Raw genomic sequence first — 20,266 nt, forward strand, 5'->3', positions numbered from 1 at the left:
CTGTGAAAGCTGTTGCATGGCTCAGTGAAAGGAAAGATGGAAAGATATTGTGTAAAGCCTGCCATCAGAGATGCCTTCTTGGAGAAGGAGAATACGGGAAGTGCGGGGTGAGGGTAAAGGAAGGCGATAGCCTCTACCTGACAGTTTATGGACTTGTGTCCGCCATAAACGTTGACCCTATAGAGAAAAAGCCCCTCTATCACTTTCTACCTTCTACCCACAGCCTTTCCATAGGCACAGTGGGCTGTAACTTTTCCTGTCAGTTCTGCCAGAACTGGGAAATTTCCCAGTATCCCCAGACGCACAATTACGAGGTTTTTGGTGAAGAGATGAATCCGGAAGAAATCGTGAGACTCGCAGAGCTTTACAGAACCCCCTCCATATCCTACACCTACAATGAGCCTGTAATCTTCTTTGAATTTGCCTATCATGTGATGAAACTTGCAAGGGAGAAAGGTATAAGGAATGTTTTTGTCACGAGCGGATACGAAACTGAAGAGGCAATAGACACAGCCTTACCCTGCCTTGATGCCATGAACATAGACCTGAAGTCCTTTTCAGATGATTTTTACAGAAAAGTGTGCGGTGCAAGGCTAAAGCCAGTTCTGAAGACCATAGAATACGCTTTCAAGAGGGGAATATGGATTGAGATAACCACGCTTCTGATACCGGGATACAACGACTCTGAGAGGGAGATAAAGGAAATAGCCCGTTTTATAGCAAGTCTTTCTAAAGACATACCCTGGCACGTATCCAGGTTCTTCCCCGCATACAGGATGCTGGATGTTCCCCCAACCGCAATAGAAAAGCTGAAAAGAGCTTATGAGATTGGCAAGGAGGAGGGGCTTAACTTCGTCTATGTAGGCAACTACTGGAATGAGGACCTTGAGTCCACTTACTGCCCAGGCTGTGGTAAAAAGGTAATAGAAAGGCTTGGCTACAGGACAGTGAACCACCTTAGAGACGGAGCCTGTTCTCAATGTGGATACAAACTACCTGGCGTATGGTCATGAGCGTGCCCGGGGGGATTTGAACCCCCGACCTTGGGTTCCGGAGACCCACGCTCTGTCCAGCTGAGCTACGGGCACTGAGGGGAATTATAATATACCCATGTTCAGAGAAAAGGTCAAAAGCTTTCACTTTGTGGGAATTGGCGGAATCGGAATGAGTGGTATAGCCCAGATACTTCTTGAGCTCGGCTATGAGGTCTCTGGCTCAGATATAAGGGAGAACAAGAACACGGAACTGCTAAGAAAAAAGGGTGCGAAGGTTTACATAGGACACTCGGAAGAAAACCTGAAAGATGCTCAGGTTGTAGTCTACTCCTCGGCGGTTTCGGAAGAAAATCCAGAGATAAAAAGGGCTAGGGAGCTTGGTATACCCGTCATACCCAGGGGTGAGATGCTCGCAGAGCTCTTCAGGCTGGGCGAGGGCATAGCCATATGCGGCTCTCACGGGAAAACCACCACCACCTCCATGATAGCTCATGCCTATCATGAAGCCGGACATGACCCCACTGTTCTCATAGGCGGGGTCCTTCAGAGGTTTGGCTCCAACGCAAAGCTGGGTAAGGACAATCTCATAATCTCAGAGGCGGATGAGAGCGACGGCAGTTTTCTAAAACTTCTGCCCACAGTGGCAGTCATAACCAACATAGACAGGGAGCACATAGGCTTTTACAGAGACCTTGAGGATATAAAGCAGGCATTTCTCAGGTTTGCAGATGCTGTGCCCTTTTATGGCTTTGTAGTGCTCAATTGGGACGACGAAAACTGCAGGTGGGTAGCAGAGAGGACTCATAGAAGGGTGGTGAGCTTTGGTATTCGGTCAGTGGCAAACTACACTGCTGAGAATCTCAGGCTCGTAGATGGCAGATATGCCTTTGAGGTCTGGCACGATGGGCAAAAGCTTGGTGAAGTTCATCTTGGTGTGCCTGGCAGGCACAACGTTTACAACGCCCTTGCCTGCTTTGCCGTATGCCATCAGGCAGGGCTCAGTTCTGAGGATGTGGTCAGAGCTCTTGAAGGCTTCAGGAATGCAGAGAGAAGGCTTGAATTCAAGGGCTACTTCAGAGAGGCCCCAGTTTATGACGACTACGGACACCACCCTACGGAGATAAGAGCGGTTATAAATGCCATAAGAGATATGCATCCTGAAAAGCGTCTCTTACTCGTTTTTCAGCCTCACAGGTATTCAAGAACTTACCATCTTTTTGAGGACTTTATCAGCGTGCTGAAGGAGGCAGACCTCTGCCTTCTTGCGGACATATACCCTGCTGGTGAGAAAAACTCCTATGGAATAAAAGCAGAAGAAATTGCAGCCAGGGCAGGCTGTGTTTACTGTCCTACAAAGGAAGAACTCTTTGAAGCCCTTGAGGAAAAGGTTTCTGATAACCATGTGCTTCTCTTTATGGGTGCAGGCAGCATATCAAAGTGGTGCGAGGAGTTTCTGGCTCTGAAAAGGGTATGAAAGGTATTTCTGGAAAAGAATGGGTTCTTCTCAGCGAGTTTATAAAGCCTGAGGCGGACCTTTCTGAAAGGCTTGGACCTCTGAAAGCTCAACTCCTCGCCAACAGAAATCTCGGTGAAGAGGCTCTGGAAAGCAGGCTCAGTAGGCTTCTTCCACCCTTTGGCATTCCAAACATACAGGAGGCTGTAGAACTCATAGGTAGCTACGTAAAGAGGGGCAAGAGGATAGTGATATTTGGAGATTACGATGTGGATGGTATAACGGGCACAGCCATACTCTACCACCTTCTGAAAAAAGCTGGTGCAAGGGTTCTGCCTCTTCTCCCTTCAAGAAAGAGGGGCTACGGGCTTACAAAAGAGCTTGTCATCAAGCTCAGCAGGTATGCGGACCTTCTCATAACCGTGGACAACGGAAGCACTGCAGTGGAAGAACTGAGCCACTCAACTATACCCGTTATAGTGCTTGACCACCACAATCTGCCTGAGGATATGCCAAGAGCTCTAATGGTGAACCCAAAGCTCGGAGAGGGGGGAGAACTCAGAGAGATAGCCTCCTCAGGACTTGTTTTTTATATGTCTGCACTTCTGAGGAGGAGCCTGGAGCTTGACCTGGATGTGCGTAACTATCTGCACCTTGCCTGTATGGGAACTGTGGCAGACGTTATGCCCATGAACTTGATAAACAGGATACTTGTCTCTAACGGTATAAGACTTCTGAACCATGTGCTGAAGGGTGGCTTCCATGCACCCGGCATAAGGTTTTTGATGGAAAGGTCAGGCATTAGGGACGAAGTGAGCTCAAGGGACATTGCCTTTTCCCTTGCACCGAGGCTGAACGCACCCGGCAGGGTTGCCAAGCCTTATGTGGCACTCAAGCTGCTTCTCGAAGATAAGGAAGAAAAGGCAAGGGTCCTGGTGGAAAGGATAGACAGGCTAAACCAGCACAGAAGGCAGTTGAGCCATCTGGCCTTTGATAAGGCTATCCAGCAGGCTCGTGAGCAGAGCCAGCAGAGTGTTATCATAGTCAAGCTTGAGGACTGGGCTGGAGGTGTTGCGGGTATAGTGGCTGGCAGGCTCTCGGCACTCTTCTCAAAACCTGCCGTTGTCATATCAGTGGGTAAGGAATATTCAAGCGCCTCCGTGAGAGGAGTGGAAGGTATGGATGTGCACTCAATACTCAAAAGACTTTCCCATCTTTTTGTTAAATGGGGTGGACATGCCTCTGCGGCAGGCTTCACCATAAGAACAGAAAACATACCAGAATTTGAAAGCCTGGCAATACCTCTTTTCTCCGAACTCTCTTCAGAGGAAGGAAAACTATACATAGACATGACCCTTCCCCTGTGCCATGTGGACCAGGAGCTATACCAGACCATTAAAGAGCTTGAGCCCTACGGTGAAGGTTTTCCTGAGCCTGTATTTCTGTCTGAGCCCCTGAACCTCAGGCTTGTGGGTGGCAGCAGGGAGAGGCTCATGTTTAGGGTTGAGGGCTTCAATCTGCTTTCCTGGGACAGCAATATAAATGGAAGACTACCCCTTCCCGGGGCAAAACCAAGAAGAATAGTCTATCAGCCAGACAGGAGAAGACCCAACACGCTCCTGCTGGTGGATGTGGAGGTCTGATTGGCTCTGGGAAGAAGTCACGACTTTGTGAACCTCCTTGCCCTCCCTGCATGTCTGTATTACCTGCCAAAGGAGTTCTACCTTCCCTTCACAGCTGGATACCTCTTTGGAACCTTCTTTCTCTCTCCAGACCTTGACCTTTCCCGTTCAAAACCATCAAAAAGGTGGAAGACTCTGAAAATTGTCTGGAGACCTTATCAGCTCCTTTCAAAGCACAGGGGAGCATCCCACATACCCCTTCTGGGCACTTTTCTAAGGCTTGCATACTTTTCCTTCATGTTTCTGTTCCTTTACTTTGTCCTGCTGGGTATTTCCTCTGAGTATCTGCCCCAGTTGAAGGACCTTCTCCTTAGCTTTGACCCCTTTGACTTTTTCTCAGAGCTTGCCCATAGAGAAGAGGTCTTCTACTTTGCACTGGGAGTGGTCCTCTCTGAAGTTTTTCATGTGCTTCTTGACCTTTTGACCAGCACCTTTAAAAGGTTTAAAATATAGAGGGTGAGACTTTTAATACTTGCCTCCGAATCAAAGAGGAGGGTTCAGATACTCAGCATGCTTGGCTTTAAGTTTCTGGTGATACCTTCTTATGTGGAAGAGAGCCATCAGGGCAGGCCCATACTTACCGCAAGGAGGCTCGCCTTCAAAAAGGCTTTTACCGTATGGAAAGATTACAAGTTTGCCACTGTGCTGGGAGCAGACACGCTTGTGGTGCTTGGAAACAGAATAATGGGGAAGCCCAGAGACAGGGAAGAGGCAAGGCAGATGCTTGTGAACCTTTCGGGAAGATGGCACAGGGTGATAACAGGCGTCTGCATAATATCTCCCAGAAAAAGGGTGAGCTTCCATGACACAGCATGGGTCAAATTTAGACAGATGGGAAGGGAGGAGATAGAGGAATACATTTCCACCGATGAACCCATGGACAAGGCAGGTGCCTATGCGGTGCAGGGCATGGGTGCGAGGTTTGTGGAAAAGATAGTGGGGGACTTCTACACGGTTATGGGTCTTCCTGCCAGCAGAACCTACAGGGTGCTTAAAGATGTTCTGGATTAGTCTTCTGATTCTGTTTTTGACGAGCTGCTCAGCGGTGGTAAGCAGAGAGGAGGGCAAAGTGGACGTGGGTGGAGGCGTTCAGATACAGATTCAGCACAGGAGGTGACGCATGCCGCTAAAGTTGGGAGAAAAGGCGAAGGATTTTGAGCTGCCAGAGAGAGAGGGCCACTTCCATTCTCTGGCAGAAACTGTTGGCTATAAACTTCTTGTTTTCTATAAGGTTACCTGCCCTGCCTGTCAGCTCACGTTGCCTTTTGTAGAAAGGCTCCATAAGCTCTACGGGCATGTGGTGACAGTTTGGGGCATAGCTCAGGACCCGGAGCATGCGGTGCGGGAATTTGCAAAAAAATACGGATTGACTTTCCCTCAGCTCGTAGACTATCCAGACTACTGGGTATCTGTTGATTATGATGTGCAGATTGTGCCCACCATCTATCTCATAGACCCGGGAGGACAAGTAGACTTTGTAAGCCACTCTTTTGTGAAGTCTGAACTCAGAGAGCTCAACGAGAGGCTCGCCTCCATATCTGGACAGGCTCCGGAGGATATCTTCGCAGGTCAGCGTGTCCCCGAGCTAAAACCTGGCTGAGGCTCAAGAAGCAGGCGTTAGGTTAACGCCATGAGCTGTGATAGATTGAGGGAGATAGAGGAGAGAATTGAGAGAGCCTGTGAGCGTGCAGGTAGAAAAAGGGAAGAGGTGCTCCTCCTTGGAGCCTCAAAGGGCGTTCCCTCTGAAAAGCTCAGGGAGTTTTTCCACTGCGGGCTGAAGACTTTTGGAGAAAACAGGGTTCAGGAGTTTCTCAAAAAATACCAGGAGCTTAGAGACCTTCCCATAGACTGGCACTTTATAGGCAGGCTTCAGAGCAACAAGGTAAAGTATATCATAGACAAAGTTAGCCTCATACACTCTCTGGACAGGGAAAGCCTGCTGGAAGAGCTTCAGAAAAGGGCAGAGAAACTTGGCAGGGTTCAGGAGGTTCTCATAGAGGTCAACTTGGGGGGTGAAGAGACAAAGGGTGGAGTTGAACCAGAAAACCTCAGGTCTTTCTTTGAAAATTGTCTTCAGATGCAGAACATAAAGGTTCTGGGTCTCATGTGTATCCCACCCTACAGGGAAGACCCTGGGGAGGTCAGAATCTACTTTGCCCTTCTCAGAAGGCTAAGAGAGCAGCTCCAGGAGGAGTTTAAGTTGGAACTTCCCCACCTCTCCATGGGTATGTCCCAAGACTTTGAGACCGCAATAGAAGAAGGTGCCACCATAGTGAGGATAGGGACACTACTGTTTGGAGGCAGAAGTTAGATAGACCTCCCTTACAGGGAAAGGTATCTTTATACCTTCTTCCTCGTATCGTCTTTTAAGTCTTTTTATAAACTCGTGCCTGAGAATGTGCTGGCTGTCAAAGTCCTTTGCCCTCAGTATCACGTTAAAGTTGATGGAAAAATCCCCAAAGGCAGTAAAGCGAATTCTTGGTTCAAAGTCCGGCACAGCACCCTCCACTTCTCTCTGCACCTCTCTTGCTACTTCTAGGGTGACTCTCTCTACCTTCTCCAGATCACTTTCGTAAGATACTCCCACAGGGACTATCACATTCATCTCCGGCTGGGGCATGTGGAAGTTGGTTATGATGGAGGTGGATATCTTGGAGTTGGGCACTATTATGAGGTTGTTGGCAGGCTGTCTGAGGATGGTGTTTCTCCAGGTGATGTCTTCCACAAAACCCTCCTCGCCACTCTGAAGCCTTATGTAGTCTCCAACCTTTATCTGCCTTGTGGCAAGCACATGAAAACCTGCAAAGAGGTTTTCCAGCGTGTCCCTGAGAGCCAGAGCCACCGCCAGACCTCCCACACCGAGGGCCGTAAGTATGGGGGTTATGGCTATGCCAATCTTGTCAAGAGCAACGAGCACACCCACGAGGAGAACCACCACACGGGCAAACTGCACCACAAGAGAGGTGGCTGGCATATCCTCCCTGTAGCGACTCATATACAGTTTCAGAAAGCCTCCTACGAGTCTTGATAGAAGTAGAGCAAAGGAGAGGATGAAGATAACCCACAGGAACTTATCTTTGAAGGCAATCATGCCTTTTGGCAGCCTGACCTCTTCAGAAAGGAGATAGATAGCAAGCAGAAAAGACCATAAGGTGGGCATAAATCTTAACGCATCCACAAGCACCTTATCCCAGCCCCATGGTGTTTTCTGGGAAAGTTTTCTCAGCTTGTAAAACAAAACCTTTTCTGCAAAGAATCCGGCAACAGGAATAGCCAGGAGTATCAGGACGAGCGGTGCATACTCTCTGAATATGTTCATCTTTTAGATTTTATCAGGGCGGGCAGACGCCCGCCGGAGCTTTTATACGTAGTTTCTGGCTATGATAATGAGGCCTGTGCCGATAAAGACGACCGCCCAGAGTATGACTATGAAAACAGAGGCCTCTCCAAGGTGGTATTCTGTCTCGCTGGCCTGGTAGACCTGACCCTTTGGAGTCCTGCCTGCCCTGTATGCCATCCACCAGGCATAGGCATAGAGAATAAGACCGGTAAGGGTTGTTCCCAGAAAAAGCATGGGACTGAGCCACTCAAGGTTTACCTTGTATTCGTATATGGAGTATCCGAAGCGTGCGGTGGAGGCAACCCTCAGGTATTCTCTAAAGACTGCAATAAGAAGAGTTGCCACCGTGCCTGCTACAAGAGAAGGGATTGCCATACCAACAGGATTTTTCTGGGCTATAAATATTACCCCGGCGCAGAGCAGTAGTCCAAGAACCGAGAGCCATGAAAAGATGCTTCCCTTTGCCTGCCACTCAGAAGGAATTGAAAGTATGTAGAGGATATGGAAAACAATCCAGCCAGCACCGCCCACAAGAGCCAATTTTGCACCCAGCCTTGCGGAGAAATCCACATAGCTCTTTTCAAACTCAGGTCTTTTGCCAAAATACCATGCGTAGAGCATCATAAACACGCCTGTGACTGCCACGGCGGGGAAAACCAGAAAGGCAAGATATCTGAATATGTTGAACTTATAGATGTTCCATCCAGAGTGGTTCATGGTTGTCCCGCCAGAAGTATACCATTCTACCCACTTTTCAGGATAAAGAGCCTGATAGTTGACTACGTGGATAATAAAGCCTACAAGCAAGAGAAAGATGACACCACCTATGGAAAAGAAGATAGCCAGTTGAGGCTTCATCTTTGTAAAGTATGCACCCCATATAAGATAGTAGCCAATCAGAAGAAAAACTATGAACATAATATACCAGCTTGCCGAGAGGTTGGCAGAGGCATACCAGAGGGGGTCGTATATGACCTGATAGAATAGAAGCGGTGCCACACCAAGCACTATGGCAAGAGAAACTGAGACCTTGGAAAGCTCCAGCATGGCTCGCGCAAGCCTCTGGTGGTTTTCATCTCTTCTCGTAAAGCCATAGATGGCATAGAAAAGCCCACCTATTGAGGTCCAGACAAAGAGTATGTGAAGAGCCCATGTGAGCACCTGCAGAACCTGCATCACCACAGGGAAAAAGGGTGCTCCTGCCGGGTCAGCCATCGCCTTTAGCATAGCACCCACCTCTGCGGGGGACTGCCCGGCGAAGGCAAGCCTGCCACCAAGGAGCATGAGAGCAAGCAAACCAAGCAAAAACCACCTTGTAAGGTTTTGATAGACCGTAATACTCATGACAGCACCTCCTTATCTATGTGCCTCAAGACTGATTTTTGGCACTTCAATCTTTGCAGAAACCCGTCCGCCCTTTGAGACCATGTCCGCTATGTAGGCGGAAAGAGCTCTGAGCTCCTCATCCTTACCCACAAAGTAGGGCATGTAGGCAGGGTGGTTCTGAGGTGTGAGGTAGTTAGAAAGGAAGCCATAGACGGCTTCTTCGCTGGTCATACCCTCAAACTTCTTCGCAAAAGGTCTTAGACCCGTATTACCCGTCACGTTGTGGCAACCAGAACACTGAAGTATTGCCACCGCCTTGCCTGCCATTATTTTGTTCTCCGGTGTGATGGTCTTTAGACCCTCCGGCACAAAGGCGTTTACTCTCAGAAAACCCTTTTCGTTTATCGTGTTTATCTCAGAGTGTATGCCCTTTGCAGGCACATCTCTGGCTATAATCTGGTTTACCCATACAAACTCACCAGCCACGTAGGGCTTGCGGATTGTTTCCCTTATCTTCTCCTCTGGGTAGACGCCCATGAAAAAGATAAGAGCATATATGGGGTATGCGATGTAGGGTCTTGCCAGCGTGGGTTTTATTGAGGTCAGCACAAAGTGTGCAAGAACTACGAGCAATATGGCAAATATAAGGGCGTAATACCACTTGGGAATTATGCCCGCAAGCATTATAAGACTTCTTTCTGGCAGTGTGGAGACATACCATCCAAAGAACATGCTTCCAAATACAAGCCCACCAATGCCCCAATAGGACATGGTCCTGACTATATCCTTGTAGACCTTTTCTGAGATATCCTTTTTCATCAGGCTTGCGATGACTATGCCTATGGTGCCCGCTATGGCAAACATGAAGGAGCTTCTCATCAGAAGATGGGGGAAGTAGTTTTTGTTGTAAAAAGCGTCCAGGATGTTGCCGGTTGTAAACCACTTTTCATGTCCGGGGGAGAGCATAAAGGAGAGTATGCCCACGATAATGTACATGGTCGCCCATGAGCCTACGGCAAAGGTCCAGGCAAGCCTGAGCCAGCTCCTCTGGTCAATCCTTCCAAGGGTGTAATACAGAATATAGACAAGGGTAACCTCTGCCACAAACCATATCCACTCCGCCGCCCAGACCCACACAAAGTTGTGAATAAGGGCTGAGATTCCCCGTGGGTTTGCTACTGTGGCAGAAAACCATATTCCAGGACCGGTTATGGAACCAGACACATAGGAAAAGACCAGCAGTGCCAGAAGATACTTCTTGATGTAGTCGTATATCTGGGGGATGTTCTCTCTGTAGGCTTTGGTGGCAAGGTAGGCAAGCAGGATTGACGCACCCACTGAGGTGTGGGACGCCAGCACATGAATAGAGGCTATGATGGCAATGACCGTGGCACTGCCTACTGTGGGCACATACCACATGGGCTGGAAACCAAGCACATCCATGTTAGCACCTCCTGTGGTTTTAACATGACTTTAACATTAATATAACATGATTTTTCTCAATGTCAATCCTGAACTCTGTCTTTTGACCACAGGCTATAATTGACCTGATGGAGAGAAGAGCTGGCATACTTCTTCACATAAGCTCTCTGCCTTCAGACTTTGGTATAGGAGACCTCGGACCTTCCGCTTACCGCTTTGTAGACCTTCTTGCGCAGTCAGGTCAGAGCCTCTGGCAGGTTCTGCCCCTCAGCCCCACAGAGCCAGAGCACGGGAACTCTCCCTACTTTTCCAGCTCCCTCTTTGCGGGAAACCCCATCCTCATAAGCTCCGAGCTACTCTATCAGGATGGGCTCATAGACAGAAACACCCTAGAGAGCATCAAGTTAGAGCCCTCAGACCGCGTAAACTATCAAGAAGTCTACAGGCTCAAAGAGTTTGTGCTCCAGAAGGCTCTTGAAAACTTTAAAGAAGACGAAGACTTCCAGCGCTTCTGCGAAGAAAACCGCCTCTGGCTTGAGGATTACGCAAGGTATACCGCCATAAAGAAAAGGACCAGAAAGCCCTGGTGGGAGTGGAAGGACATGCCGGAGATATCAGAGGAGGACATAAGAAAAGAAAAGGCAGTTCAGTATCTTTTCTTCAGGCAGTGGAGTTCTCTCAAAGCCTACGCCAGCTCAAAGGGGGTGCTTCTTGTGGGAGACCTGCCCATATACCCTGCACCCGACAGTAGCGACGTGTGGGCAAACAGAGAGCTTTTCAAGCTGAGAGAAGATGGGCTTCCGCAGGTGGTTGCTGGCGTGCCCCCTGACTACTTTTCAAAAACTGGACAGCTTTGGGGAAACCCCGTCTACCACTGGGAAAGGCTAAGAGAGAGGGGCTTTGACTGGTGGCTTTTTAGGATAAGGCATGCTCTTAGGCTCTTTGACGTGGTCAGGCTTGACCACTTCAGGGGCTTTTCCGCCTTCTATCAGGTGCCCTACGGAGAAAAGACCGCAGAAAAGGGCTGGTGGGAAAAGGCGCCGGGTTATGAGCTCTTTGACGCCATAAAGAGGGAGTTTCCCCACATGCCTTTTATCGCAGAGGACCTCGGAACCATAGATGAGGAGGTAATAGCCCTCAGAGACCACTTTGGTCTGCCGGGCATGAAGGTGCTCGCCTTTGCCTTCTTTGAGAAAAACTCCACTCACCTTCCCCACAACCACAGGGAAAACTCTGTAGTCTACACCACCACCCACGACAACATGCCCATAAAGGGCTGGTTTTTTAGAGAACTCAGCGAATGGCAGAGAGCTAGAGTGCTTGACTACCTTAGCTATGCGCCAGATAGCATAAGCCATGCCATGGTCAGGCTTGCCCTGATGTCTGTGGCAAAATACTGCATCATCCCTATGCAAGATTTTTTAGGACTCGGAGAGGAGGGAAGACTTAACACGCCAGGTGTTTCTCACGGAAACTGGGAATGGAAGCTAAAAGCGATGCCAGAAGAAAGGCAGTGGGATTCTTTAAGGCACATCTGTGAGATTTATGAAAGATGTTAAAATATTAGTGTATGAAGGAAATCCTAAAAAAAGCCCTCAGGGAGAGCATAAATAGTCTTTATTCTCTTGAAATAAACCACTGTAACCTTGAACCACCCAGAGAAAGGGAGCATGGAGATTATGCTACAAACATAGCCTTTCTACTGGCGAGAGAGCTCAGGAAAAGCCCTGCACAGATAGCTCAGGAGCTTGTCAGCGTCTTGCCGGCAAAAGATTTTACCGCAGAGGCGGTAAGAGGTTTTATAAACTTCCGCCTTAAGCCTGAGTTCTTGAAGGCAGAATTTTCAAAGCTTCTGAGAGATGGAGGTAACTACTTCTTTCCTCCTGTAGAGAAACCAATCTTTCTTCAGGTGGAGTTTGTCAGTGCAAATCCTACAGGCCCTCTTCACGTGGGACACGGAAGGGGTGCGGTGGTGGGAGATGTGCTATCAAGGGTCCTCAAGAGGCTGGGGCACAGGGTAGTGCGCGAATACTACATAAACGACGCAGGCAATCAGGTCTACATGCTGGGGCTTTCTGTGCTTTACCGATACTACGAGCTTTTTGGAAAGGAGGACCCACAGCTTAGAGAGACCTTTGAAAAGGAAGGTTACAGGGGCAGGTATATTACAAAACTTGCAAAGGACCTCAAGGCCTTTTATGGAGAAGATTTGCTTGGAATAGAAAGGGAAAGGGCAATAGACATTACAAGAGAATACGCCCATAGAAGACTCCTTGAGGATATAAAAGATACCCTTGACCTTCTTGGTGTGAGTTTTGATGTGTGGTTCAGTGAAAGAAGCCTGCACAAAACTGGTCTTCTTGAGGAGGTAATAAACCTGCTTGTGGAGAAGGGCTATACCTACAAGCAGGAAGGGGCTCTCTGGTTTAAGAGCACAGCCTTTGGGGATGACAAGGATAGAGTTCTGAGAAAGTCTGACGGTTCATACACCTACTTTGCCTCCGACATAGCCTACCATTACCATAAGTTTCAGAGAGGCTTTGAAAGGGTGATAAACCTCTGGGGTGCGGACCACCATGGATATGAGAAAAGACTTATGGGGGCTCTGAAAGCCCTTGGAGTTCCAGAGGACTGGCTATGGGTGGAGTTTGTGCAGATGGTAAGGCTTATGAGCGGAGGGCAGGAGGTGAGGATGTCCAAGAGAACTGGGGAGTTTATAACACTTCAGGAGCTTCTTGAAGAGGTGGGAAAGGATGCGGTAAGGTTCATATTCCTCACAAAGACAGGCGATACACCCCTTGATTTTGACATAGACCTGGCAAAGAAAAACACCACAGAAAACCCCGTCTTTTACGTGCAGTATGCCCACGCAAGAATCAGGGGAGTCTTCAGGGAGGTTAGGGAAAGGTATGGAATAGACCCGGACGGTGAGGAGCTTACTCCCCATGTGCAGAGGCTGAGCTCTGAGGAAGACCTCAGGCTTATCAAGAGGTGCCTCTACATGAAGGATACCTTTGAGGCAGTAGCCCAGACCCTTTCCCCACACCTTATCACCTATTCACTGCTGGAGCTTTCAAAGGACTTTCACCACTACTACAACCACAACAGGGTAATGGTAGAAGACAGGAATTTGATGTTCTCAAGGCTTGCCCTCTTTAAGGGAGTAGAGGTTACTCTGAAGACCGCCCTTGACCTGCTTGGTGTGTCCGCTCCTGAGAAGATGTGAAGAGGTGCCTTAAAATATAAGCCATGAAGCTGACTGTAGTTGGAGGAGGATACGTAGGGCTTACCACGGGGGTTTGCTTTGCCCACCTTGGGCACGAGGTAATGGTGGTGGAGAAGGTTCCGCAGAAGGTGGTGCTTTTAAGTGCCGGCAAATGCCCCATCTACGAGCCCGGTCTTGAGGAGCTTCTTCAGGAGAACCTGAAGGCGGGAAGGATAGCCTTTACCACGGAGCTGAGGGAGGGCCTGGAGTTTTCCCAAGTCATATTCATATGCGTTGGCACGCCTCAAAAGCCAGACGGCTCTGCGGACCTCTCTCAGGTGGAGGAGGTTGCCCGTGAGACTGCAAAGCTCATGACCTCTTACAAGCTCCTCATAGAGAAGTCCACCGTTCCCATAAACACCCACACGCTCATAAAAAAGACCGTCCAGAGGTATTTGAGAGACCCGGGCATTCCCTACGACGTGGCGTCAAACCCCGAGTTTCTCAGAGAGGGCTCTGCGGTGGAGGACTTTTTAAAGCCCGACCGCATAGTGGTAGGAGTGGAGAGCGAAAGGGCAAAGAAGGTCTTTGAAGAACTCTACAAGGAATTTGATTGTCCCATCATCTACACAGACCCATCAACCGCAGAGCTTATAAAGCATGCCAGCAACTCCTTTCTGGCTATGAAGATATCCTTTATAAACATGGTCGCCGACCTGTGCGAGAGGGCGGGTGCGGATGTAAAGCTGGTGGCAGACGGTATGGGCTACGACAGGAGGATAGGCAGAGCCTTTCTCAACGCAGGCATAGGCTACGGGGGTTCATGTTTTCCAAAGGATGTGAAGGCTTTCATCAGGATGGCACAGGATTACGGGCTTGACTTTGGGCTTTTGAGGGAAGTGGAAAGGGTCAATCAGGAAAGACCCGTAAGGTTCGTGGAAAAGGTCAAGGGCGTCCTCTGGAGCGTCAGGGGCAAAAGGCTTGCTGTGTGGGGACTTTCTTTCAAGCCCAACACCGACGACATAAGAGAAGCACCCTCTATAAGGATAGTGGAAATGCTCCTCAGAGAGGGTGCAAGGCTAAGCCTATACGACCCAAAGGCCATTCAAAATTTCAGGCTTCTGTTTCCAGAGGGTGGGCAGATAAGCTATGCAGAAGACATGTATTCTGCGGTGGAGGGTGCGAGCGCGCTTCTTATCCTTACCGAGTGGGAGGAGTTCGTAAGGGCTGACCTCAGAAGGGTAAAGGAGCTCATGGAGCTTCCCATCATAGTGGACGGCAGGAACATCTACGAACCCCAGGAGGTCAGAGCCCTGGGCTTTGAATACTACCCCACGGGAAGATGAGGGTTCTGATAACCGGCGTTGCGGGCTTTATAGGCTCGCACCTTGCGGAGAGGTTTCTGAGGGAAGGCTTTTTCGTGATAGGCATGGACAACTTTCTGACGGGTTCTCCCGACAACATAGCCCACCTTTTTGAGAACAGAAATTTCCACTTTATCCACTACAACGTGGTCAACTACCTGTATGTGGAGGGTTCGGTTGACCTTGTTGTTCATCTGGCGTGCCCCGCTTCACCTGTGGACTACATGAACCATCCCATACACACCATGAAGGTGGACTCTCTGGGCACCCTGAACACCCTCGGTCTTGCAAAGTTGAAGAAGTCACGCTATGTTTTTGCCTCTTCCTCCGAAGTCTATGGTTCTGCTCAGGTCCATCCTCAGCCGGAAGATTACTGGGGCTATGTAAACCCGGTAGGACCAAGAAGCGTATACGACGAAGCCAAAAGGTTTTCCGAAGCCCTGTGTATGGCATACCATCGGGAGCACGGGCTTGATGTGAGAATTGCCAGAATCTTCAACACCTACGGTCCAAGGATGAGAAGGAAAGATGGGAGGGTAATACCCACCTTCATAGAAAAGGCTCTCAAAGGTGAACCCCTGCCAGTGTATGGAGACGGCTCGCAGACAAGGAGCTTCTGCTACATAGATGACCTTGTAGAAGGTCTTTTCAGACTTTCTACCGTGGAAGGTCTTGCAGGGGAAGTGGTAAATCTGGGAAAGCCCGAGGAGGTTTCTATTCTTGAGCTTGCCAGAAAAATCGTTGAGCTGTCAGGTTCTACCTCAGAGATTGAATTTCTCCCGCCCAGACCCGATGACCCACCAAGGAGGTGTCCCGATACGCGCAAGGCGGAGAGCCTGTTGGGATGGTCTCCCAGGACCCAGCTTGAAGATGGTCTGAAAAAGACTGTGAGCTGGTTTATGAGATTATAATTATTTCTAAAGGAGGGTAAATGTGAAAAGGGAAAGGTTTATAATCCTTCTTGGAATACTTGTTGCCCTTGTGTTTTTTTACCTTGGTCTGAACGAGTGGCTAAAGACTAAAGAAGAACAGGTTCAACCACCACCTCTGGTTGTTAAACCATTGCCCCAAGAAAAGGAGACTGCTAAACCTGTTCCTCAAAAGGAAGAAGTGCCGCCTGTAGCTAAGGAAGCAAAGCAGGAAACATCTCAGCAAAAATCCGAGGGGAAACAACCCCCAAAAGGCAAAGAGCAGGATGTTATAGCTCAGAAGATAAGGGAGGAAAGAAATACGGTGAAGCCTGCTGAGAACAAGGCTGAGCCTAAGACTTCTGAGAGGAGGGAATCTCCAACCACGAAGCCTAAAACTTATACGGTTCAGCTAGGTGCTTTTAAAGGTAGGGAGGGTGCAGAAAGGGTGGCTGAAAAGGCAAAAAAGATGGGATACAGGGTAAACATAGTTGAAGAAGACAATTTTTACAAAGTCAGGCTTTCAGTCCGCACGGAGAACATAGAAGATGAATTGAGGAAGCTGAGGTCAGTCTTTGGCAGTGCAATACTAAAATGATAAGGGTATTTCTCCTGCTTATGTTTATCTTCTCCCTTTTTTCCTGTGCCGCAAGGCAGGAAGAAAGCACTAAAGGCCAGTGGCAGTATTTTTATGACCTCGGCATGTCTTCCTACATTGCCAAAAATTACTCGGAGGCAATAGCCAACTTCTTCAGAGCTTCACAGCTTGCACCCACAGAGTCAAAGGTCTGGAATGCCCTTGGTCTTGCCTACATGGAGGTGCAGGAATACCAGAAGGCGGAGAACGCCTTTTTGAGAGCGCTTCAGGTAGATAAGACTTATACGGAGGCAAGGCTAAATCTTGGAGTGCTTTATTACAGACAGAAGGACTACGAAAGGGCTCTGAAAGCTCTCAGAGAAGTCATAGAGGATGAAGCCTTTCCCCAGAAGCACATGGCCTTTTATTCTCTGGCAAAGGTCTATCAGGCCACAGAAAGGCGTGAAGATTATCTTGTTAACCTGCGCAAGGCTGTTGCTTACAATCCCATGTTCCTTGATGCACAGCTCGAGCTTGCACAGTTTTATGAAGGAGAGGGAGATTACAGCTCTGCAAGAGATGTTTATCAGCGTCTGATAAACAATGGAATGGGGAACCCATCCATATACCTGAGCATGGCGGGAGCCGAATACAGACTTGGGAACTACTCTTCTGCAAAGGATTACGTGAGAAGGGTTATTGAAGACAGGCAGACTACATCCCAGCTCAAGTCCCGGGCATATGAACTTCTCAGTCTCGTCCTCATAGCCGAGCAAGGCAGACAGAACATGCCAGGAATTCAGGAAAGAAGTGACACACAGCTAAGGCTCACACATCCACCTCAGCCATCAGAACCTCCTGCCCCTTCCAGAGACAGGACTGGCACACATCCAAAACCTCAGGAGACTGAGTCCACCCAGAAAACTGGAAAATTCTACAGAATACAGATTGGAGCCTTTTCTTCGGTCAATGCTGCAAAAACGTGGAGAGACAGGCTTGAGAGGGAGCTAAACCTCAAGGATGTGGTGATTGTAGAAAGCACGGGTGTATTCAAGGTTTTTTATGGCAGGTTTGAAAGCAGGGAGGAGGCCCTCAAAGAACTTGAGAGACTTCAGAGTCTGAACCTTTATGGCTTCATAGTTTATGAATAGTTAAAGGCTTTCCTTGGTTGATGGTATTCCACTGCCAGTAAGGCTGACAGCCTGCCTCAGGCTCAGCGCAAGTGCTTTAAAGCACGCCTCCGCCACATGGTGGAGTATCTTTCCAGCCAGGACCCTTATATGGATGGTGCTCTTGCTCTCCAGGGCGAAACCTTTAAAAAACTCCCATATGAGCTCAAAGTCAAAATCAGTTATCTTCCCCCTCAGGTTCATATCCTCGTAGAAAAAGAGAGGTCTTCCGGAGATATCTATGCTTGCAAGGGCAAGGGCTTCATCCATAGGAACTATGGCATATCCGTAGCGGTTTATACCCCTCTTATCTCCAAGTGCCTGCAGAAAAGCCATACCCAGGACAATGCCGGCGTCTTCAACTGTATGATGGTGTGAAACATGCACATCGCCCTCGGCATAAAGCTCTATGTCAAACCTTCCGTGTCTTGCTAAGGTTTCCACCATGTGAGTGAGGAAGCCGATTGGCGTCTCTACCCTGTAGTTTCCAGAGCCGTCAAGGTTCAGAGTCAGCTCTATTCTGGTCTCCCGTGTCTGCCGGGTAATATGGGCCTTCCTCATGTAGTATGTATTCTATCACAAATTCCCTCAGCGCCTGTGCTGGGTCCGCGTAGTAAACTTTTATGCCCATGTCAAGAAGGTAAAGCCTTCTGAGTAGTGAGCGGAGCTCTTCAGAGGAATTTTCAGCAATGTATTTTTTGAAGTTCATAACCTGAAACCTGTGCCTGACATCTACCTCAGAGAGGGCTTTTTCTAAATCCTGTCCACCTTCAACCAGGACCTTTGCAGTGTAGAGCTTTATGGTGTAGTTGACAAGAAGAGTAAGTATCTGGAGGGGGTGGGTTCCAGATCTCAGGATTGAGGTAAGGGAGTTAAGGGCTTTTTCGTAATCCTTGAAAAATACGGCGTCAACAAAGTCAAATATGCCCATCTCCCAGTCTGCCAGCACTATAGCTTTAACATCCTCAAGGGTTATGTGTTTTTTCCCATAGAGTATAAGCTTGTCAGTTTCGCCCTTCAGGGTCATAAGCTGATAGGAGGTTGCATCCAGAAGGTATTCGAGGGCCTCCTCCTCTATACCTATTCCTTCCCTCAGCAGTTTGTTTTTCACGAGCTCCCTTACCCTTCTTCTGTCTAGCTTGCCTGCATACAAAACATCACCTAGCTTTGACAGGCTCAGGAAGGGCTCCTTCTGAAGGTCCTTCTCCGTGAGTTTATAGCCCACGTAGAAAAAGACCTTCTTACCCCTTACCCTCTCAAGGTAAGATATAAAAGTCCTGTAGTCCTTAATGCTCTTGAAAAGCTCCTCAGCTCTGTAAAGGAACAGGGCCTCCTCACCCGTAAACATACCAGAGGTGCTTACGGCGCGGACAAGGTCCTGAGGGGTAAGTTCATCCCCCCACAGGATTCTTGTGGGCATTAGCTCTCTGAGCCTGTCAAGAAATGTCTTTACAACATACTCTTCTTCGCCATGTATGAGGTTTACTGCCTTTATCTGCCTCTTTTCAAGCCCCTTCTGATATTCAAGCAAGTTCATCAGCTGTGCATTGCCTTGAGGAAGTCTTTGTTAGTCTTGAATTTCTTGAGCTTGTCAAGGAGAAACTCCATGGCTTCTATGGGGTCCATGGTGGCAAGGAACTTTCTCAGAACCCATATCCTCTGGAGCTCCCAGTCTTCCAGAAGAAGCTCCTCTTTTCTTGTTCCAGACTTTTCTATGTTTATGGCTGGGAATATCCTCCTTTCCATGAGCCTTCTGTCCAGGTGTATTTCCATGTTGCCAGTGCCTTTGAACTCCTCGTATATAACATCATCCATCTTTGACCCCGTCTCTATCAGAGCGGTGGCTATTATGGTCAGTGACCCGCCCTCCTCTATGTTCCTTGCGGCACCAAAAAACTTCTTGGGTCTCTGAAGGGCTGTGGCCTCTATACCGCCGGTGAGCACCCTTCCTGTTGGGGGAGTCACCGCGTTGGAAGCCCTTCCAAAACGCGTCATAGAGTCAAGGAGTATGACCACATCCTGCTTGAGCTCCACGAGCCTTTTTGCCTTTTCTACCACAAGCTCTGCCACCTGCATGTGTCTCTCTGGAGGCTCGTCAAAGGTGGATGCAACCACCTCCGCACCCTCTCCCACTATCCTCCGCATCTCTGTGACTTCTTCTGGCCTTTCGTCAATGAGAAGAATGATGAGGTGCACCTCAGGGTGGTTTTCTATGAGGGCCTTTGCCACCTTCTGAAGAAGGACGGTTTTACCCGCCTTTGGCGGTGCCACTATCATACCCCTCTGCCCCTTGCCTATGGGGGCAATGAGGCTTATGACTCTGGTAGAGAGTTCTGTTGGGGATGTTTCAAGGTTGAACCTTTCTGTTGGATGGTAAGGGGTGAGCTTTTCAAACTGAGGTCTTGCCCTGAGCACTTCAGGGTCTGGCGGAAGGCCATTGACAGACTCAATCTTTATAAGAGCCTGATACTTTTCTTTCTCCTGAGGTGGTCTTGCAAAACCTATTATGGTGTCCCCGGTTCTCAGGCCAAACCTTTTTATCTGTGAGGGAGCCACATAAACATCCGTATAGCTTGGCATGTAGTTGTTCTCTGAGCTCCTTATGAAGCCGTAACTCTCTGGCAATATTTCAAGCACGCCCTTTACAAAGTTCAGGCCTTCCTCTTTTGCCTGCACTGTGAGTATTTTCTCTATGAGCTCTTCCTTCCTGAGCCCTGTTACCCTTGAAAGCTCAAGGTCTCTGCCTATTTTCTGCAGTTCCTGAAGGGACAGCTTTTTAAGCTCTTCAAGATTATAGACCTTCTTTTCCTGCACCTGCTCCATAC

The 20,266-nt window shown here is 48.7% G+C and carries 19 protein-coding genes and 1 tRNA gene; 13 read left to right on the forward strand and 7 right to left on the reverse strand.

Annotated elements, in window-relative coordinates; all coding sequences use genetic code 11:
- Nucleotides 1–2 precede the first annotated feature (2 nt).
- Complete coding sequence (gene amrS / locus WHS43_06565) at nucleotides 3–1,013, forward strand: AmmeMemoRadiSam system radical SAM enzyme (protein ID MEJ5339301.1); 1,011 nt, start codon at nucleotides 3–5, stop codon at nucleotides 1,011–1,013.
- A 1-nt stretch (nucleotide 1,014) separates the two neighbouring features.
- On the opposite strand, the gene WHS43_06570 is transcribed toward amrS, so the two are convergent.
- Nucleotides 1,015–1,088: transfer RNA gene (locus tag WHS43_06570), tRNA-Arg, on the reverse strand.
- A gap of 22 nt (nucleotides 1,089–1,110) precedes the next feature.
- Here WHS43_06570 and murC point away from each other — a divergent pair.
- The 6 genes from murC (at nucleotide 1,111) to WHS43_06600 (ending at nucleotide 6,441) form a co-directional block, all read left to right on the forward strand.
- Entirely contained in the window at nucleotides 1,111–2,469 is a 1,359-nt protein-coding gene (murC, locus tag WHS43_06575) for a UDP-N-acetylmuramate--L-alanine ligase (GenBank protein MEJ5339302.1), read from the forward strand.
- The gene (locus WHS43_06580) at nucleotides 2,436–4,091 is read left to right on the forward strand and encodes a DHH family phosphoesterase (protein ID MEJ5339303.1); all 1,656 of its coding nucleotides are present in this window, start codon (nucleotides 2,436–2,438) and stop codon (nucleotides 4,089–4,091) included. Before murC ends, WHS43_06580 begins: the two co-directional genes overlap by 34 nt.
- Nucleotides 4,092–4,583: a metal-binding protein gene (locus WHS43_06585; GenBank protein ID MEJ5339304.1), complete on the forward strand. Its 492-nt coding sequence runs from the start codon at nucleotides 4,092–4,094 to the stop codon at nucleotides 4,581–4,583.
- A gap of 3 nt (nucleotides 4,584–4,586) precedes the next feature.
- Nucleotides 4,587–5,141, forward strand: a complete 555-nt coding sequence (locus tag WHS43_06590) for a Maf family protein (protein ID MEJ5339305.1) — start codon at nucleotides 4,587–4,589, stop codon at nucleotides 5,139–5,141.
- A gap of 109 nt (nucleotides 5,142–5,250) precedes the next feature.
- On the forward strand, nucleotides 5,251–5,730 hold the full coding sequence (locus tag WHS43_06595) for a TlpA disulfide reductase family protein (protein MEJ5339306.1): 480 nt from the start codon (nucleotides 5,251–5,253) through the stop codon (nucleotides 5,728–5,730).
- Nucleotides 5,731–5,760: 30 nt separating this feature from the next.
- Nucleotides 5,761–6,441 carry a YggS family pyridoxal phosphate-dependent enzyme gene (locus tag WHS43_06600; GenBank protein MEJ5339307.1) on the forward strand — a complete coding sequence of 227 codons (681 nt, stop codon included), beginning with the start codon at nucleotides 5,761–5,763 and terminating at the stop codon, nucleotides 6,439–6,441.
- On the opposite strand, the gene WHS43_06605 is transcribed toward WHS43_06600, so the two are convergent.
- From WHS43_06605 to WHS43_06615, 3 genes are read right to left on the reverse strand one after another with little or no spacing between them, the layout of a single operon-like run.
- Nucleotides 6,418–7,449 carry a mechanosensitive ion channel family protein gene (locus tag WHS43_06605; GenBank protein ID MEJ5339308.1) on the reverse strand — a complete coding sequence of 344 codons (1,032 nt, stop codon included), beginning with the start codon at nucleotides 7,447–7,449 and terminating at the stop codon, nucleotides 6,418–6,420. The two genes, WHS43_06600 and WHS43_06605, sit on opposite strands and share 24 nt — an antisense overlap.
- A 42-nt stretch (nucleotides 7,450–7,491) precedes the next feature.
- Nucleotides 7,492–8,814: a hypothetical protein gene (locus WHS43_06610; GenBank protein MEJ5339309.1), complete on the reverse strand. Its 1,323-nt coding sequence runs from the start codon at nucleotides 8,812–8,814 to the stop codon at nucleotides 7,492–7,494.
- 12 nt (nucleotides 8,815–8,826) lie between these two features.
- Complete coding sequence (locus WHS43_06615) at nucleotides 8,827–10,239, reverse strand: cytochrome C (protein ID MEJ5339310.1); 1,413 nt, start codon at nucleotides 10,237–10,239, stop codon at nucleotides 8,827–8,829.
- Between the two features lie 107 nt (nucleotides 10,240–10,346).
- Here WHS43_06615 and malQ point away from each other — a divergent pair, with 107 nt between their 5' ends.
- From malQ to WHS43_06645, 6 genes are read left to right on the forward strand one after another with little or no spacing between them, the layout of a single operon-like run.
- Nucleotides 10,347–11,777: a 4-alpha-glucanotransferase gene (gene malQ / locus WHS43_06620; protein MEJ5339311.1), complete on the forward strand. Its 1,431-nt coding sequence runs from the start codon at nucleotides 10,347–10,349 to the stop codon at nucleotides 11,775–11,777.
- 11 nt (nucleotides 11,778–11,788) lie between these two features.
- Nucleotides 11,789–13,444, forward strand: a complete 1,656-nt coding sequence (gene argS, locus WHS43_06625) for an arginine--tRNA ligase (GenBank protein ID MEJ5339312.1) — start codon at nucleotides 11,789–11,791, stop codon at nucleotides 13,442–13,444.
- A 23-nt stretch (nucleotides 13,445–13,467) separates the two neighbouring features.
- Nucleotides 13,468–14,769 (forward strand): UDP-glucose/GDP-mannose dehydrogenase family protein, encoded by a 1,302-nt coding sequence (locus tag WHS43_06630; GenBank protein MEJ5339313.1) that lies wholly within the window; start codon nucleotides 13,468–13,470, stop codon nucleotides 14,767–14,769.
- Nucleotides 14,766–15,698, forward strand: coding sequence for a UDP-glucuronic acid decarboxylase family protein (locus WHS43_06635; GenBank protein ID MEJ5339314.1), 933 nt, complete (start codon nucleotides 14,766–14,768; stop codon nucleotides 15,696–15,698). The genes WHS43_06630 and WHS43_06635 overlap by 4 nt, the downstream gene beginning before the upstream one ends.
- Before the next feature lie 22 nt (nucleotides 15,699–15,720).
- Nucleotides 15,721–16,293, forward strand: a complete 573-nt coding sequence (locus WHS43_06640; GenBank protein ID MEJ5339315.1) for an SPOR domain-containing protein — start codon at nucleotides 15,721–15,723, stop codon at nucleotides 16,291–16,293.
- Nucleotides 16,290–17,423: a tetratricopeptide repeat protein gene (locus WHS43_06645; protein MEJ5339316.1), complete on the forward strand. Its 1,134-nt coding sequence runs from the start codon at nucleotides 16,290–16,292 to the stop codon at nucleotides 17,421–17,423. Before WHS43_06640 ends, WHS43_06645 begins: the two co-directional genes overlap by 4 nt.
- Here the strand turns inward: WHS43_06645 and hisB are convergent, their stop codons facing one another.
- The 3 genes from hisB to rho are packed head-to-tail and all read right to left on the reverse strand — an operon-like array spanning nucleotide 17,424 to nucleotide 20,264.
- A complete protein-coding gene (hisB, locus tag WHS43_06650; protein MEJ5339317.1) occupies nucleotides 17,424–18,002 on the reverse strand; it encodes an imidazoleglycerol-phosphate dehydratase HisB in 579 nt (192 codons plus the stop codon).
- A complete protein-coding gene (gene holA / locus WHS43_06655; protein MEJ5339318.1) occupies nucleotides 17,938–18,978 on the reverse strand; it encodes a DNA polymerase III subunit delta in 1,041 nt (346 codons plus the stop codon). The genes hisB and holA overlap by 65 nt, the downstream gene beginning before the upstream one ends.
- Nucleotides 18,978–20,264: a transcription termination factor Rho gene (rho, locus tag WHS43_06660; protein MEJ5339319.1), complete on the reverse strand. Its 1,287-nt coding sequence runs from the start codon at nucleotides 20,262–20,264 to the stop codon at nucleotides 18,978–18,980. Before rho ends, holA begins: the two co-directional genes overlap by 1 nt.
- Between the last annotated feature and the right edge of the window lie 2 nt (nucleotides 20,265–20,266).

The organism is Aquificaceae bacterium, from assembly GCA_037481935.1.
Classification (GTDB): domain Bacteria; phylum Aquificota; class Aquificia; order Aquificales; family Aquificaceae; genus Pampinifervens.

Excerpts from the sequence above, each read along its gene's own strand:
- murC (MEJ5339302.1), top strand. The coding sequence starts at position 1,111 with ATGTTCAGAGAAAAGGTCAAAAGCTTTCACTTTGTGGGAATTGGCGGA.
- hisB (MEJ5339317.1), bottom strand. The coding sequence starts at position 18,002 with ATGAGGAAGGCCCATATTACCCGGCAGACACGGGAGACCAGAATAGAG.
- WHS43_06605 (MEJ5339308.1), bottom strand. The coding sequence starts at position 7,449 with ATGAACATATTCAGAGAGTATGCACCGCTCGTCCTGATACTCCTGGCT.
- WHS43_06615 (MEJ5339310.1), bottom strand. The coding sequence starts at position 10,239 with ATGGATGTGCTTGGTTTCCAGCCCATGTGGTATGTGCCCACAGTAGGC.
- WHS43_06610 (MEJ5339309.1), bottom strand. The coding sequence starts at position 8,814 with ATGAGTATTACGGTCTATCAAAACCTTACAAGGTGGTTTTTGCTTGGT.
- WHS43_06635 (MEJ5339314.1), top strand. The coding sequence starts at position 14,766 with ATGAGGGTTCTGATAACCGGCGTTGCGGGCTTTATAGGCTCGCACCTT.
- WHS43_06645 (MEJ5339316.1), top strand. The coding sequence starts at position 16,290 with ATGATAAGGGTATTTCTCCTGCTTATGTTTATCTTCTCCCTTTTTTCC.
- WHS43_06595 (MEJ5339306.1), top strand. The coding sequence starts at position 5,251 with ATGCCGCTAAAGTTGGGAGAAAAGGCGAAGGATTTTGAGCTGCCAGAG.
- malQ (MEJ5339311.1), top strand. The coding sequence starts at position 10,347 with ATGGAGAGAAGAGCTGGCATACTTCTTCACATAAGCTCTCTGCCTTCA.
- rho (MEJ5339319.1), bottom strand. The coding sequence starts at position 20,264 with ATGGAGCAGGTGCAGGAAAAGAAGGTCTATAATCTTGAAGAGCTTAAA.
- WHS43_06600 (MEJ5339307.1), top strand. The coding sequence starts at position 5,761 with ATGAGCTGTGATAGATTGAGGGAGATAGAGGAGAGAATTGAGAGAGCC.
- WHS43_06630 (MEJ5339313.1), top strand. The coding sequence starts at position 13,468 with ATGAAGCTGACTGTAGTTGGAGGAGGATACGTAGGGCTTACCACGGGG.
- holA (MEJ5339318.1), bottom strand. The coding sequence starts at position 18,978 with ATGAACTTGCTTGAATATCAGAAGGGGCTTGAAAAGAGGCAGATAAAG.
- argS (MEJ5339312.1), top strand. The coding sequence starts at position 11,789 with ATGAAGGAAATCCTAAAAAAAGCCCTCAGGGAGAGCATAAATAGTCTT.